This is a genomic window from Pseudomonas sp. Os17 (assembly GCF_001547895.1).
Classification (GTDB): domain Bacteria; phylum Pseudomonadota; class Gammaproteobacteria; order Pseudomonadales; family Pseudomonadaceae; genus Aquipseudomonas.
Genome location: NZ_AP014627.1, coordinates 3157447 through 3172963 on the forward strand (window position 1 = coordinate 3157447; position 15517 = coordinate 3172963).

Genomic DNA, 15517 nt, shown 5'->3' on the forward strand with positions numbered 1-15517 from the left:
CCAACAAAAGAGAGGCAATACCATGGGTGTCTTTGACTACAAGAACTTCACCGCAGCCGATTCCAAGGCGCTGTTTTCCGATGCGCTGGCGATCACGCTGTACTCCTATCACAACCTCGACAACGGCTTCGCCGTGGGTTACCAGCACAACGGCTTCGGGCTGGGCCTGCCGGCAACCCTGGTCAGCGCATTGATCGGCAGCAGCGATTCCCAGGGCGTGATCCCTGGCATTCCCTGGAACCCGGATTCGGAGCAGGCCGCCAAGGACGCGTTGCACCAGGCCGGGTGGTCCACCCTCAGTGCCCAGCAACTGGGCTACAGCGGCAAGGTGGATGCCCGGGGCACCTTCTTCGGCGAGAAGGACGGCTACGGCACGGCCCAGGTGGAAATCCTCGGCAAATACGATGCCCAGGGGCATTTGAGCTCCATCGGCATCGCCTTTCGCGGCACCAGCGGGCCACGGGAGTCGGTGATCGGCGACACCATCGGTGATGTCATCAGTGACCTGCTGGCCGCCCTGGGACCCAAGGACTATGCGAAGAACTACGCCGGTGAGGCCTTCGGCAAACTGTTCGCCGATGTGGCGGCTTTTGCCCAGGCCAATGGCCTGTCGGGCAAGGACATCCTGGTCAGCGGTCACAGCCTCGGCGGGCTGGGGGTCAACAGCCTGGCGGACCTGAGCGGCGAACGCTGGTCCGGGTTCTACAAGGATGCCAACTACATCGCCTATGCCTCGCCGACCCAGAGCGCCAGCGACAAGGTGCTGAACATCGGCTATGAGAACGACCCGGTGTTCCGCGCCCTGGACGGCTCCAGTTTCAACCTGTCGTCCCTTGGCGTGCACGACGCCCATCAGGATTCGGCCACCAACAACATCGTCAACTTCAACGACCACTACGCCTCGTCGCTGTGGAACGTGCTGCCGTTCTCGATCCTCAACATCCCCACCTGGATCTCCCACCTGCCCACCGGCTACGGCGATGGCCTGACCCGGGTCCTGCAATCGAAGTTCTACGACTTCACCAGCAAGGACTCGACCATTGTCGTGGCCAACCTGTCGGACCCGGCCCGGGGCAGCACCTGGGTCCAGGACCTGAACCGCAACGCCGAAACCCACAAGGGGAGCACCTTCATCATCGGCAGCGACGGCAACGACCTGATCCAGGGCGGCCGTGGCAACGACTACCTGGAGGGCCGCGACGGCAATGACACCTTCCGCGACGATGGCGGCTACAACATCATTCTCGGGGGCAAGGGCAGCAACACCCTGGACCTGCAGCACTCCATCGGCGACTACAGCTTTGCCAGCGACGGCGCCGGCACCCTGTACGTGCGCGATGCCAACGGCGGGATCAGCATCACCCGTGACATCGGCGCGATCCAGAGCAAGGAGCCGGGGTTTCTCTGGGGCCTGTTCAAGGACGACGTGCTGCATCAGGTGACCGACCAGGGCTTGCAGGTGGGCGCTCAACTGACCCACTACGCCTCGTCGGTAAAAGGCGATGCCGGGGACAACCTGCTCAAGGCCGGTGCCGGCGGCGACTGGCTGTTCGGCCTGGACGGCAACGATCACCTGATCGGTGGCCGGGGCAATGACGTGTTTGTCGGTGGCGCCGGCAATGACCTGATGGAGTCGGGAGGGGGCAACGACACCTTCCTGTTCACCGGTCATTTCGGCCAGGACCGCATCCTCGGCTACCAGAGCGGCGACAAACTGGTGTTCATGGGGGTGAGCGGGGTGCTGCCGGGCCAGGACTACCGGGCCCACGCCAGCAGCAGCGGCCATGACACGCTGCTGACCTTTGGCCAGGACACGGTGACCCTGGTGGGCGTCAGTCTTGAGCAGCTCAACGGCTCGGGCATCACCATCGCCTGATGCATCCGCGGCGCGGGGGCCGGCACGGGCCCCGCGCTGTCCGGACGGGAAAAAGTGACCTGCAGGTCAAGTGACGACTCCAATATCCTTAAAGCCGCCGCCGGTTGACCCGTTATTACAGCAACCCAGGGTTCTGTGGGGGCCGGACAGCAACGGATTCAAGGTAATGGCAGGAGAGTTTTGACTGTGAGCAACACCAAGAGATGGGCGAGTGCCGGGGTGCTGATGGCCCTGTGGACGGTGCTGGTCGTCGCCGAGGAGTTGCCTCGCAGCTCGATTTTGCAACGTTACGGGGTGAGCGTGGATCAGTTGCCGGCCGGTCAGCCGGCGCCTGCCCAGTCGCAGCCGGCGCCTGCCAGCCGCTTCAACCTGCAGCCCGAGCCACCGCTGGTCGATCTGCGCCTGGGGGACGGCACGGCGCCGCCGAGCACCGGCAACATCAGCATCGACAACGCCGAGGCGCGCGAGCGCGAGCGCTGCCAGCAAGTGCGTGACCAGTTGTCCAGGCGAGGCAAGCCTCTGGGGATTTCCTGCACGCCAGGGCAGGGCCCGTTGCCCTGGTCGCCCTGAAGCGCGGGAGCTGCATCATTTTTCCTGGCGGACCGTGGCCACATCGTCCGCCTTGACCCGTACGGTCTTGCCGGAAATGTCCTGGAATTCATAGAAACCATCCGCGGTCCTGGTCTTGGGCTGGTCCCGGGTCAAATACTGGGTGCCGTTCTGCAAGGTCACCACTGTGGGCGAGGCGCAGCCGGCCAGGGTCAGGGCGCCGAAGGCGGTCAACAGCAGTCCCAGGTTCTTCACATTCATACAGACCTCTCATCAGGGGGTGTCCCCGTTGCGGCGGACACTATAGTCATGGCCCCTTGGTGTAGTGAAGACGACGAAAGTTCGCCGGGTCATTGGAAAAATCTTCGTCCCGCCATTTATCCAATAGTGTTTGCCAGAGCGGGGCGCCGGCTGTTATCTGTACGCATAACCAGTATCGATCCAGCCGTGGCGTGTTTGTTCAGTGACTTCCAACCCCCTCGAAAACCCCCTCTATTACCTGTGCAACTTCCAGCAAGTGCTGAACTGGCTGGAGCAGCGCTATGCCGATGTGCTGACCCCCGAGGAGCAGCGCTTCATCACGGATTTCGCTGCCTTGGCCGAGCCGTCCCAGGCCTTGCTGGTGCGCATGGTGATGCGCAAGGGCCGGCATTTTCGCCTGAGCAAGCTGAGCTACCCGGAAATCGCCGACAGCGCCGGGGCCCTGTTGCCGTTGCTGGCGCTGGGCTGGGTCGACGAGCAAGCGCCGCTGACCCTGGATGAGCTGTTCGGCCTGTTGCAAAAGGCCGAGATCCTGCAGTGCTTCAGCGACCGGGGATTGTCGGCCAAGGCCAAGAAGAGCCAGTGGCTGGAAGCGCTGCAGGCGCTGTCTCCGCAGCCTCGGGCTTTCGGCCAATGGTGTCCTGCACTGGCCGACCGGCTGCTGAGCCTGACGGTCATGCCCTTGTGCGATCGGTTGCGGCTGATGTTCTTCGGCAACCTCTATCAGGACTGGTCGGAGTTCGTGCTCGCGGACCTGGGGATCTACAGCTACGAGAAAGTCGAGATCAGCGCCGATGCCCGGGGCCTGCGCAGTCGCGACGACGTCGACGGTTTCATCTACCTGCAGCAATGCCAGGAGGCCTTCGAGGCCGGCGAGCCGCTGCCCGCGGTGCTGCCGCGTATCGTTGCGTTCAGCAGCGCCAACGCCTGGCTGGAGAAGCGTCGCGCCAAGCTGCTGTTCCTGTTGGGGCAGCATTGCGAACGCCAGGCCGACTGGCCGCTGGCCCGGCAGATCTATCAGCAGTGCAGCTACCCCGGGGCGCGCTTGCGGCTGATCCGGGTTCTGGAGCTCAGCGCCGAGTACCAGGCGGCCCTGACCCTGGCCGAACAGGCCGCGGCAGCGCCCCAGAGCGCCGCCGAGGCCCAGCAGTTGCTGCGGGTGATGCCGCGCTTGCGGCGCAAGCTGGGCGGGCCACCGGCGTCCCGGGCGGTCAGCCGCGAGGTGGCGCGGCTGGACCTGAGCCTGCCCCGGGACCCCGCCGGGCTGACGGTGGAGCTGCAGGTCCAGGCTCATCTGCATCAGCCCCAGGCACCGGTGCATTACGTGGAGAACAGCCTGATCAACTCGCTGTTCGGGCTGCTGTGCTGGCCGGCGATCTTCGCGCCCTTGCCGGGGGCGTTCTTCCACCCGTTCCAGCGTGGGCCGGTGGATCTGTTGAGCGAGGACTTTCACCCGCGGCGCAGCGAGCTGTTCCAGGCGTGCCTGGAGGAGCTGGAGGATGGCCGTTACCGGGACAGCATCCGTCAGCGCTTTGTCGCCAAATGGGGCCTGCAATCGCCTTTCGTGTTTTGGAGCGTCTTGAGCCAGGAACTGCTGGAACTGGCCCTGGACTGCCTGCCGGCCGAACACCTGAAACACTGGTTCCAGCGGCTGCTGCTGGACATCCGGGCCAACCGCGCCGGCATGCCGGACCTGATCCAGTTCTGGCCCGAGGAAAAGCGCTACCGGATGATCGAGGTCAAGGGCCCGGGGGATCGCCTGCAGGACAACCAGCTGCGCTGGCTGGACTTCTGCCAGGAGCACCAGATGCCGGTGGTGGTGTGCTACGTGCAGTGGCAGGACCCGTCCTCGTGAGCTATCGCGTCGCGGTGCGAGCCCTGTGTGAGTTCAGTGCCAAGACCGGCGACCTGGATCTGCGCTTCACCCCGTCGCCCAGTGCGCTGGAGGGCATGCTCGGGCACCGCACCGTGGCGGCCCGGCGCAATCCCGACTACCAGAGCGAAGTGCCCCTGGAGGGCCGATACGGTGAGCTGCTGGTCAGGGGGCGGGCGGACGGCTACGACCCGGCGCAGAACCTGCTGGAAGAGATCAAGACCTACCGTGGCGATCTGGCGCGCATGCCGGACAACCACCGGCAGTTGCATTGGGCCCAGGCCAGGGTCTATGGCTGGCTGTTGTGCCAGAGCCTGCAGTTGCCGAGCCTGCGGGTGTCGCTGGTGTATTTCGACGTGGCCAGCGAACAGGAAACCGCCCTGGTGGAGGAGCACAGTGCCGCGGCACTGGAGGCGTTCTTCCAGCGCCAATGCGCGGTGTTTCTGCAGTGGGCGCAGCAGGAACTGGCCCACCGTCAAGCCCGGGACCAGGCGACCCGCGCCCTGAACTTTCCCCACGCGACGTTTCGCCAGGGCCAGCGGCACCTGGCCGAATCGGTGTACAAGGCGGTCAGCACCGGCCGCTGCCTGCTGGCCCAGGCCCCCACTGGCATAGGCAAGACCCTGGGCACGATTTTCCCCATGCTCAAGGCCATGGCTCCGCAGCAGTTGGACAAGCTGCTGTTTCTCACCGCCAAGACCCCGGGACGGCAGTTGGCCCTGGATGCGGCGCGGGTGCTGTTCGCCGGACAGGCCGGGCTGCCGTTGCGGGTCCTGGAGCTGGTGGCCCGGGACAAGGCCTGCGAACACCCGGACAAAGCCTGTCATGGTGAGTCCTGTCCCTTGGCCAGGGACTTCTATCAACGCCTGCCGGCGGCGCGCCAGGCGGCCAGCCAGGTGCCGATGCTCGACCGCCAGGCGCTGCGCCAGGTGGCCCTGGAGCATCAGGTCTGTCCTTACTACCTGAGTCAGGAAATGGCCCGCTGGAGCGATCTGCTGGTGGCCGACTACAACTACTACTTCGACTTCAGCGCCTTGCTGTTCGGCCTGGCCCAGGCCAATCAGTGGCAGTTGGCGGTGCTGGTGGACGAGGCGCACAACCTGGTGGAGCGCGGGCGCGGCATGTACAGCGCAAGCCTGGATCAGCAACAGCTGGCCGCCGTGCGCCACACTGCGCCCCAGGTGCTCAAAGGCGCCTTGCAACGCCTGAACCGAGAATGGAATGCCCTGCACAAGGAACAGCTCGCGCCGTATCAGGCTTATAGCCAGTTGCCCACGGCGCTGCTCAGGGCCCTGGCCCTGTGCGTCGCGGCCCTGGGTGACTACTTCAACGAGCAGCCCCAGGGCCTGGACGCCGGCCTGCAGGGGCTGTACTTCGAGTTGCTGCAGTTTGCCCGGGTGGCGGAGCTGTTCGATGAGCGGCAGTTCATCTTCGACATCAGCAAGCGCGCCCTGAGCGCCAAGCGCAGCCTGTCGCGCTTGTGCCTGCGTAATGTGGTGCCGGCGGCGTTGTTGGGCCCGCGACTGAGCGCGGCCCGCAGCACCGTGCTGTTTTCTGCCACCCTCAATCCCGAGCGTTACTACCGTGACCTGCTGGGCCTGCCGGATAGCACGGTGTGGCTGGAGGTGGAGTCGCCCTTTGCCGCCGCCCAGTTGCAGGTGCAGATCGTCAGCCGCATCTCCACCCGCTATGTGCACCGGCAGGCGTCGCTGGCACCGATCGTCGAGTTGCTGGCTCGCCAGTTCGCCGCGCGGCCGGGCAACTACCTGGCGTTTTTCAGCAGCTTCGATTACCTGCAGCAGGTGGCCGAGCTGCTGGCCCGGGAACACCGGCACATCCCCCTGTGGTTGCAGTCCCGGGGCATGGATGAAGCCTCGCGCCAGGACTTTCTCCAGCAGTTTCGCGCCGAGGGGCAGGGCATAGGCTTTGCCGTTCTGGGCGGGGCGTTCGGCGAAGGCATCGATCTGCCGGGGACGCAGCTGATCGGCGCCTTTGTCGCCACCCTGGGGCTGCCCCAGCTCAACCCGCTGAACGAGCAGATGAAACAGCGCATGGCGGCGTTGTTCGGTTCCGGCTACGACTACACCTACCTCTATCCGGGCTTGCAGAAGGTGGTGCAGGCGGCGGGGCGGGTGATTCGCAGCCAGACCGATCGTGGCGTGCTGATGCTGATTGACGACCGTTTCGCCGAGTCCCGGGTGCGGCAGTTGTTGCCGGGGTGGTGGGCGATCCAGGCCGAGGGTGCCGGGCCGGCTGAGGTGGAGCCGGCGGCAGGGTTTGGCGGGGAGTGACGATCAGCGGCGGGGGATGGCGCTGTCACTGGCCCCGGTGGACGCGGACAAAGCGGCGCAGGGTCTGGCCCGGCCCGGTGCTGAAACGGGTGGGCCGCGGTTGCCCCTCGTCGGCGGCGATGAACACGAACTCATCGGCGCTCAGTTGGTAGCTGGCCGGCAAGGGCTTGCCGGCGTCGGCGCCGATGGAATCGACCCAGGTGATGGACTTGGGCCGGGTGCTGCTGTCGAGGCTGAAGCTCCCCGCCAGCAGGGTGTCCCCGGCCACCGTCACCACGCGAAAGCGGTTGCCTTCGATCAGGGTCAGGGCGCCTGGCGCGCTGTGCTCGTCCGGTGGGTCGAGTACGCCGCTGTCTTCCATCGAGATCTGTTCCCAGGCGCCTTGCAGCGCCTCGAGCTGCAGCAGGTCGGCGTGCTTCAGGGGAGACGAACCATCCATTTTCGGGGGCTTCCTTATGACGATCAGTTGAAGATGTTGCGGCCAATGCAGTAGGTCAGCAGGTCCTGGTCGCTCTGCACGTCCAGCTTGCGCATGGCGGAGATCTTCTGGGCACTGATGGTTTTGGAGCTGCGGTTCTGGCTGCGGGCGATGTCGCTGACGCTCTTGCCGGAAACGAACAGCCGCAGGATCTCAAACTCCTTGGGCGACAGGGTGGAAATTCGCTCGTCGATCGCCACATTGGATTCCATCACCGAATGGGAGGCCGGCTCCAGGCTGCGGTACACGCCTTTTTGTGCGATGGCCTTGAGGGCGGTCTGGATCTCCTCGTGCAACTGGCTTTTCTGGATCACGCCCACCACCCCCAACTCGCGCAGGCGGGTGAGGATCAATTGATTGGAAATCATGGTCAGGATCAGGATCTGCAAGTGCGGGAAGTTGCGCTTGAGGTACTCCACCAGCTTCAGGCCATCGCCGTAAGGCGAGTCTCCGGGCATGTTGTAGTCGGTAATCACAATGTCCACCGGCCGGGATTCCAGCTGCTGGATCAGGCCTTTGGAACATACCGCTTCACCGACAATTTCGAAGCGGTCGTCGCGCTCCATGAGCTCGCGCACGCCGAGCAAAACAATAGGGTGATCGTCAGCAATGACTACTTTCAGTTTTTCCATGGCAAACACACCCGTGTAATACGCAATTTAGTAAAGAAACATAAGACTGACGGTACATTAAACCCTGCCACCCATTATTCAAGGGGCAGCAGAAGTTCCGACAAGTGCTGCATCAGTTGCCTGACTTGGCCCTCCAGAATCGGATTCAAAGTGTTTTCCAGCAATTGGCACTCCAGCTCGGCGCAGGCCTTGGCCAGGATGCCGGCCTGCACCGCGCCCATGGCCCCGGCGATGCTGTGCAGGCGCTCGGCGGCGGTCCGGCCCGAGCCGGTTTCCAGGGCCTTGGCCAGGCGTTGCAGATCGTCACGCATGGTGCTCAGGAACAGCGGTCGCATTTTCTCCGACACCTGTATCCGCTGCTCGGCCGGAGCCGGTTCCCGGGGCGGCAGCGGCTCCACCGGCCTGATGGTCGCGGGCGCTGCGGTGTTGCTGTCAGGCACCGGGCAGAGTTTTTCCAGTTGCCCGCGCAGGGTCTGCAGAGTCATGGGCTTGACGATCCAGGCACTCATGCCGGCGGCCAGGCAACGGCTGCCTTCCTCGCGCAGGGCGTTGGCGGTGACGCCGATGATCGGCAGCTTCGGCTCGCGTCGGCGCAGCTCCCGGGCCAGATCGTAGCCATTCATGAGCGGCATGTTGACGTCGGTGACGGCAATGTCGAACAGCTGGGGCTGCCATTGTTCCAGGGCCTGTTCGCCGTTGGACGCCAGGGTCACCTGGCAACCCAGGGCTTCGAGTTGTTCCTTGATGATCGTCTGATTGAGTGGATTGTCTTCCGCCACCAGGACATTGAGCGCCAGGTGGCGCAAGGTCCCGGGGGCGCGTTGCAGCAGGTCCAGGGGTTGTCCCTGGCGGGCCAGCGCCGCGGCCTGGGCGATGGCGCGGATATCGTGGGCGTCGACCGCCCATTGCGCTTGTGGGTGGTCCCGGTGACCCGCCGCTCCGGCGGTGACACAGGGACCGGGCCAGCCGGACTGACTGTCACGGGGCAGCATGTCGATCAGCACCGTATTGCGCGGTTTGTCGTCCGCGCACAGGGGCACCGGAAAGGCTTGCAGGCCGAGGCGGTTGAGCCATTCGCAGGTGCTTTTCTGCAGCTCCGGCACCGGCGCCCGGACATACACCGGTGGCCCCTCGGGCAGCGGCGCGCCGCCGGGCAGGGCTCCTGCCAGGCACGGCAGGCTCAGGCGCAGGGAGAAACTGCTGCCCAGCCCCGGTTCGCTGATCACCTGTATGTGTCCACCCATCATCTCGCTGAGACGCTGACAGATCGCCAGCCCAAGCCCGGCACCGGCCTCATTGGAGGCGTCGCGGACCTGGTAGAAGGGGTCGAACAACTGCGGCTGCTGCGACGGCGAGATGCCGATCCCGGTGTCGGTGACTTGCCATTCGATGCTGGCCAGGCTGTCCTGCTGCGCCAGCACCCGGACTCGCAGCACCACCCGGCCGCTGTCGGTGAACTTGATGGCGTTGCTCAACAGGTTGTTGAGAATCTGCCGGATGCGCCCGGCATCCCCGCGCATCAGGTTCGGCAGGCTCGGGTCGATGCACGCGTAGAGCAGCAGTCCGCGGCGTTCGGCGAACGCCGCATAGCTACGCAGCGCGTCTTCCACCAGGTCCAGTGGACAGAATTCCACGGGTTCGATGCTCATCTGGTCGGACTCGATCTTGGACACGTCGAGCACGTCGCTGATCAGTTGGAACAGGTTGCTGGAAGAGCGCTGGATGGTTTGCAGGTATTCGCTCTGGCGCGCGTCGAGCGGGGTCAGGCCCAGCAGCTCCAGGGTGCCGAGCACGCCGTACAGCGGGGTGCGGATCTCGTGGCTCATGGTGGCCAGGAACAGAGTCTTGGCCTGGTTGGCCGCGTCCGCCGCGAGCCGGGCCTGTTCCAGCAGTTGCGCGTCCTGCACATGCGCGGTGATGTCATAGAAGGTGCACAGCAGAACGTCCTGCCCCTGGTAGCGGGTGGCGACCAGCCCCACCTGCAAGTGCCGGCCTTCGATCTCGAGGCAGGTTTCGCCGCTGTCGCTCAAGGGCGGGTCGCGCTGCAGCATGCTCAGCAACTGGGTCGTGCCTTGCCACTGCACGGCCTGGCGATTCTCCATCAGCACCTTGAAGTCCTCACGGCGCACCACGCACAGGCCGGTGGGCGCGGTATCGAGCACCACGCGGCTGAAGGCCTCGCTCTCGGCAAGGGTCTGGTGCGCCAGTTGCGCCGGAGCCACCACCCGGTCGCGGTACCAGCGGCTGGCGATCCAGCCACAGACGATCGCGCCCAGGGCCAGCGCCGGGAGGCCCAGCAGCAGCCACAGTGCATAACCGAGATAACTTTTGTAGCTGATGCTGTAGAGCCCGGTCCAGAGCGCCGGAGTCGGGCTGGTGACCTTGAAGACCATGCCCCGCAAGCCGAAGTTCGGGCCTTCGCGCAATGCCTTGGCCGCAGGCAGGGAGCCGCTGAGGATGCTGCCGGAAGGTTCGATGAGGGTGAAGTCGTCGTAGATCGACCAGTCCATGAGGCGCTCGATGTCGTTGATCTTGTCCAGATTGAGCAGCGACGCCACCATCATCCAGCTGTTGGCGCCATGCAGCTGCAACGGCTGCGGTCCGAGGTGCAGATTGACGTAGGCCAGCAGCTTGGGGGCGACGTCCAGTGACTCCGGGAGCCTGTAGGTTTGCCAATGCACCTGTTGGTCCCGCGGGTCGCTGTGCTTGACCTTCAGTTGCCGCAGCACCTGTTCCATTTCGCCGTCATGGGAGCCGTTGCCCTGCCACGGATTGCCGCGCGCCTGGCGCGCCGCCGGCAGGCTGATGTCGTAGTTGCCGAAGCTGTTGAACAGAAAGGTGCGGGGCGCGTGATAGGGCGACGTGGACCAGAAGGCGTTGTAGAAGGTCGACAGCTGCAGGCCCAGGGCGAAGGCCTTGGGCAGTTCGTTGGCGGCCTGCGGTTGAGAGTCGAAGCTCGGGTCGAAGGGCGTCAGCAACGGCGGCTGGGCCTGGGAGAGGTCATTGGCGTCATGGGGCAGGGGCTGCTCGGCAGCCAGCGGCGCTGCGCTCGCTTGACGGGAAGCCAGCTTCTGCAGAAACAGTTCCTGTTCCTGGATGTTTTCCATCAACCGCGCGAAATGCAGCCTGACGCTGTTGTGCTGTTCATCGATCAGGCGCTGGGTGGTCCAGAACAGTAGGGCGAACAGCAGCAGCGCAAGGCCCGCCAGGGTCAGCAGGCCCTTGTTCAGGCGAATCGAACTGCGAGTCAGATTCTCCATCAAGGTATTGCGGTATTTCATCACTGAATTCCCAGATACGTAGAAGGGCCCCGCGTTCGAGATTCCTCTCTCTGAAGCAAGGCGGTCAGCGATGAGTGGCTGGTGCGGAGCAGGGTAATGGGTTCATCGGCTAGTACACCGTCGCCGGTCCATCTTGGGCCAGCAGTTGCTGAAACTGTTGCGAGGACACCGCGTGGGATATGAGGAAGCCCTGCACCTGGGTGCAGTCGATCTTTCTCAGCAGGGCCAGCTCCTGGGCGCTTTCCACGCCCTCGGCGACCACCGTCAGGCCCAACTGCCGACCCAGGGCGATGATGCTGGTCAGGGCCTGGGCCAGTTCTTCGTTGGCGTGGCAGCCCTGGACCAGGGCCCGGTCGATCTTCAGTTCGGTGAAGGGCGTGGACACCAGGTTCATGTAGGAGCTGTAGCCTTTGCCGAAGTCGTCCTGGGACAAGCCGAAACCCTTGATGCGCAGGCGGCAGGCGCCCGCGTAGAAGTTGCTGATGTGTTCCGGGGTCGAGCATTCCATGAGTTCGAAGCAGATCTTCCCCGGTATGCCGTTGCGCTGGATGACAAAGTCATACAGGCGGTCGGCCAGGTCGGCGCTGTTGAGCAGGTGGGTCGGCAGATTGATCGAGACCGGGATGTCATAACCGTCCTCGCGCCAGCACACCTGGGCCGCCAGGGCCTGATCGAGGATCAGCCACAGCAGTTCTTCCTCCAGGCCAGCCTCGGTGAGCTCCGGAAGAAAGTCGCAGGGCAGCAACATGCCGTGCTGCGGGTGCATCCAGCGCACCAGGGCCTCGGCGGCAACGATGCGCCCGTTGTTCAGGGCCTTCTTGGGTTGAAACCAGGCTTGGATCTGCGCGTCGCGCAGGGCGTGCTGGAGGGTTTCACGGCTGCACTCGACCCACACCGCCGGCGTCGGTTCGTTGCTGGTAAGCCCCGGCAGTTGCGCCGTGATGCTGCGCAGGGCGGCCAGGTTGACCGGTTTGGAGATCAGGCCAATCACCCGCAGGCCCAGGTTGCGGGCCACCAGGCTGGCGCCCATGAGCATGCGCCGCGAAGAGGCGCTCATGATTGCCAGGGCCGGGCGCACACGATGGGTGGCCAGGCCCTGGATGAACTGCACACCGTCCATGCCGGGCATCAGCAGGTCCGTCAGAACCAGATCGAAGTGCCGCTGCTTGAGACGCTCCAGGGCCTCCCTGCCGTTGCTTGCGACCTCCAGCTGATACGGGCCCAGCTCGTTGAACAAGTGTTGCAGGTACATGTACTGAAACGGCTGATCTTCGACGATCAAAATGCTACAGGACTTCATGAGGGGCTCTTTCATAGGGCGCCAGATAGTTGAACAACGCTCTTAACGCAAACGGCTTGACCAGGCAGTGGTTCATCCCGGCTGCAAGACAGAGCTCTTCTTCTCCGCGCATTGCATTGGCCGTCGCCCCGATGATCGGGATCGAACAGCCCTGACGCCGAAGCTCTTTGGCCAGTTCGTAGCCGTTGAGCTTGGGCATGTTCACATCGGTCAGGATCACGTCGAAGTGCCCGGCTCTCCAGATGCAGAGCGCCTCTTCGCCGTTTGACGCCAATTCCACGCTGCAACCGAGCTCTTCCAGCTGATCCTTGAGAATCAGCTGGTTGATCACGTTGTCCTCGGCCACCAGGACATGCAGGCTGAGTTTTTTCAGTTCTCGGCTGTCGGGGTGCTCCTCGCTCGCAACCACCCAGACGCCCTGGGCCTGGCTGACCGCCTGGTGGATGGCCCGCAGGTTGTTGGTGTTGACATGCCAGCAGCCGCCCCGAATCCGCGGTTCGTTGTGGCCGTCGCCGCTGGCCAGCACCAGAGGGCCCTGCCAGTCCGGCTCCAGGCGCTGCTCCACGGTGCCGGGATGCAGTTCGATCAGCACATGGCCGCGGTTGCGATCCGACTGGGTCGGCAGGCTGAACTGGGCCCGGGCCCCCCAGCGGCGCAACCAGCCGGCCACGGACTCCGCCAGTTCGCGCACCGGCGACACCACATAGATCATCTCCGGCAGCAACGGGCTGATCAGTGGCGCGCTGGCCCCCAGGGAGGAGGCTTCCAGAGGCAGGGTCAGGGTGAAACTGCTGCCCAGGCCGAGTTCGCTGACCATGCGGATGTTGCCGTTCATCAACTGCGTCAGGCGCTGGCAGATCGGCAGGCCCAGCCCGGTGCCGGCGATCACGTTGGTGTTGCCCTCGGTCTGGTAGAAGGGCTCGAAGATCAGGGTCTGGTCGTCCTGGGCGATACCGCGGCCGGTGTCGGAAACCTGCCAGAGGATATTGCTGCGCTCACCGTCGCGGCTGTCCACCCGGACCCGCAGGACGATGCGCCCGGAGTCGGTGAACTTGACCGCGTTGTTCAGCAGGTTGCTGAGGATCTGGCGGATGCGCGTGACGTCGCCGAGCAGCACTTCGGGCAAATGCGGATCCACGCAGGCGTAGAACTGCAAGCCCTTGGCCTGGGCCGCGGCGGCATAACCCTGGATGATCTCGTGCACCAGATCCAGGGAGGAGAACTCGCTGAGTTCCAGGGCCAGTTGACCCGCCTCGATCTTGGACACATCCAGCACGTCGCAAATCAACTGCAGCAGGGTTCCGGACGAGCCCTCGATGGCCCGCAGGTAGTCTTTCTGCTGGTTGTCCAGCTGGGTGCGCGAGAGCAGCTCAAGGGTGCCGAGCACGCCGTACAGCGGTGTGCGGATTTCGTGGCTCATGGTGGCCAGGAACAGGGTCTTGGCTTCGTTGGCGGTATCGGCCAGGCGCTTGGCTTCCTCCAGCGCCGCTTCGATCTGCTTGCGCGCGCTGATGTCGCTGAAGGCGCAGAACAGCACGTCTTCGCCGTTGTAGCGGGTCGGCGCCGAACTGAGGTACAGATGGCGCCCGTCGGCGGTTTCGAAGTAGTCCGAGCTGTTGGGGCGATTGGGGTCGAAAGCCTGCTCGATCCAGCCGGCACACAGCTGGTCGCGCTCGGTGCCGTTGCCCAGCCACTGCTGGGACAAGGTGTTTTCCAGCACCACCTGGCCGTCGCTGCGGCGCAGCACGCAGAGCGCCACCGGGGCGATCTGGATCACGTCGCGGCTGAATGCCTCGCTTTCGATCAGGGCCTGGATCCGGTGCAGCGCCGGAGCGATCAGGCGCACCTCGATCCAGTGGCTCAGGAAGCCGATCAAGGCCATGCCGAACAGGCTGATCAGCAAGGCCGCAAGCAATTGCGGCCAAAGGCTCTTGAGCAGATTGTGCAGGTCGAAGGCGTAGACCAGTTGCCAGTCCGACGACCCCAGCTGTTTGCGGATCACCAGGTGATCGGGCCACCAGCGGCCGCCGAGAAACCCGAAGAAGCTGCCGCCCTGGACTTGCCGGACCTCCTCGCTCAGCTGGGCGCTGGGGGTGCTGCTGAAGATCAGTCCACCCTGGGAGTTGAACATCATGAAGTCCCCGGCGCTCTGATCGCTGAGGGCGGCGGATACGCTGTTGCCTTCCATCTCCAGGCCCAGCCAGCCGGAGTTGGGGTAGCGCTCGTCGAGACGGGTGAAGATGTACAGGCGGGCGCTGCTCGAGGAGTGATCCATCAGCCACAACTGTTGCCCCGTCGGGATCTGCGAGGAGTTCAGGCTGGCCAGCTTGGCCAGCATCAGTGCGGGCAGGTAGGCGGCTTCGGGCTGGGTACTGAACAGACGTTGGACAGGCGGTTGTTCGCCGTCGTGGACGTAGAGCAGGTTCAGCTGTTTGCTTTTCAGGTAGTCGCGCATGCGTTGGGTGAGCCAGACCCCCCATTGATGCTCCCCGGGGGCGCCCAGTTGCAGGTGGATTTCCTCCTCGGGGTCGCTGCTGGATTCATAGTTGGGGTTTTGCCGGGATTTGTGCACGGCCGACAGGCTCAGGCTTTCCAGCAAGGCTTCGCGGCTGGTGAAGAACGTCTGCGCTTCGGCAATGGCGCTGCTCATGTAGCTGCGCCGTTGCGACAGTTCATTGTTGATGCTCGAACGCAGGAAGTTGTAGACGGCGCCGAGCAGGCCGATCAGGAAAATCAGCGCGACGACACGAAGCAGCCGACGGGCTGCTTCAGGACTGGAAAAAAGGGGATTGATCTGATGCAGGTAGCTTTTTAATCTCATCCGCCAACTGTAATTGGGGGCATGACAAGCAGGGATCAGACAATTCTTAAATAACCGGAAGCAAAGGATTTTTATACTGTTGAAACTTTTCCGGACACTAAGTTAATTGTCTGAAAGAGCAACTTTGCGGGTAGTCACTTTCTTGCAATTAATCT

General features: G+C 64.1%; 10 protein-coding genes. 4 read left to right on the forward strand and 6 right to left on the reverse strand.

The annotated features are described in order from the left end of the window. The first annotated feature begins 22 nt into the window (after positions 1 to 22). Together POS17_RS14210 and POS17_RS14215 are read left to right on the forward strand one after the other, a co-directional pair. Positions 23 to 1876, forward strand: a complete 1854-nt coding sequence (locus POS17_RS14210; RefSeq protein ID WP_060839150.1) for a polyurethane esterase — start codon at positions 23 to 25, stop codon at positions 1874 to 1876. 186 nt (positions 1877 to 2062) lie between these two features. Next, entirely contained in the window at positions 2063 to 2446 is a 384-nt protein-coding gene (locus POS17_RS14215) for a hypothetical protein (RefSeq protein WP_060839151.1), read from the forward strand. A gap of 15 nt (positions 2447 to 2461) precedes the next feature. On the opposite strand, the gene POS17_RS14220 is transcribed toward POS17_RS14215, so the two are convergent. Beyond that, entirely contained in the window at positions 2462 to 2686 is a 225-nt protein-coding gene (locus POS17_RS14220; RefSeq protein ID WP_060839152.1) for a YgdI/YgdR family lipoprotein, read from the reverse strand. Between the two features lie 202 nt (positions 2687 to 2888). On the opposite strand from POS17_RS14220, the gene POS17_RS14225 reads away from it, so the two are divergent. Then, complete coding sequence (locus POS17_RS14225; RefSeq protein WP_060839153.1) at positions 2889 to 4541, forward strand: VRR-NUC domain-containing protein; 1653 nt, start codon at positions 2889 to 2891, stop codon at positions 4539 to 4541. Beyond that, positions 4538 to 6850 (forward strand): ATP-dependent DNA helicase, encoded by a 2313-nt coding sequence (locus POS17_RS14230; RefSeq protein ID WP_060839154.1) that lies wholly within the window; start codon positions 4538 to 4540, stop codon positions 6848 to 6850. Before POS17_RS14225 ends, POS17_RS14230 begins: the two co-directional genes overlap by 4 nt. 25 nt (positions 6851 to 6875) lie before the next feature. Here POS17_RS14230 and POS17_RS14235 read toward each other — a convergent pair whose 3' ends face one another. From POS17_RS14235 to POS17_RS14255, 5 genes are all read right to left on the reverse strand, one after another. Next, complete coding sequence (locus tag POS17_RS14235; protein WP_060839155.1) at positions 6876 to 7289, reverse strand: TIGR03067 domain-containing protein; 414 nt, start codon at positions 7287 to 7289, stop codon at positions 6876 to 6878. A gap of 23 nt (positions 7290 to 7312) precedes the next feature. Further along, the gene (locus tag POS17_RS14240; RefSeq protein WP_060839156.1) at positions 7313 to 7960 is read right to left on the reverse strand and encodes a response regulator; all 648 of its coding nucleotides are present in this window, start codon (positions 7958 to 7960) and stop codon (positions 7313 to 7315) included. 74 nt (positions 7961 to 8034) lie between these two features. Next, entirely contained in the window at positions 8035 to 11241 is a 3207-nt protein-coding gene (locus POS17_RS14245; RefSeq protein ID WP_060839157.1) for a hybrid sensor histidine kinase/response regulator, read from the reverse strand. 109 nt (positions 11242 to 11350) lie between these two features. After that, positions 11351 to 12541 (reverse strand): EAL domain-containing response regulator, encoded by a 1191-nt coding sequence (locus POS17_RS14250; RefSeq protein ID WP_060839158.1) that lies wholly within the window; start codon positions 12539 to 12541, stop codon positions 11351 to 11353. Beyond that, on the reverse strand, positions 12528 to 15362 hold the full coding sequence (locus POS17_RS14255; RefSeq protein WP_060839159.1) for an ATP-binding protein: 2835 nt from the start codon (positions 15360 to 15362) through the stop codon (positions 12528 to 12530). Before POS17_RS14255 ends, POS17_RS14250 begins: the two co-directional genes overlap by 14 nt. Positions 15363 to 15517: the final 155 nt, after the last annotated feature.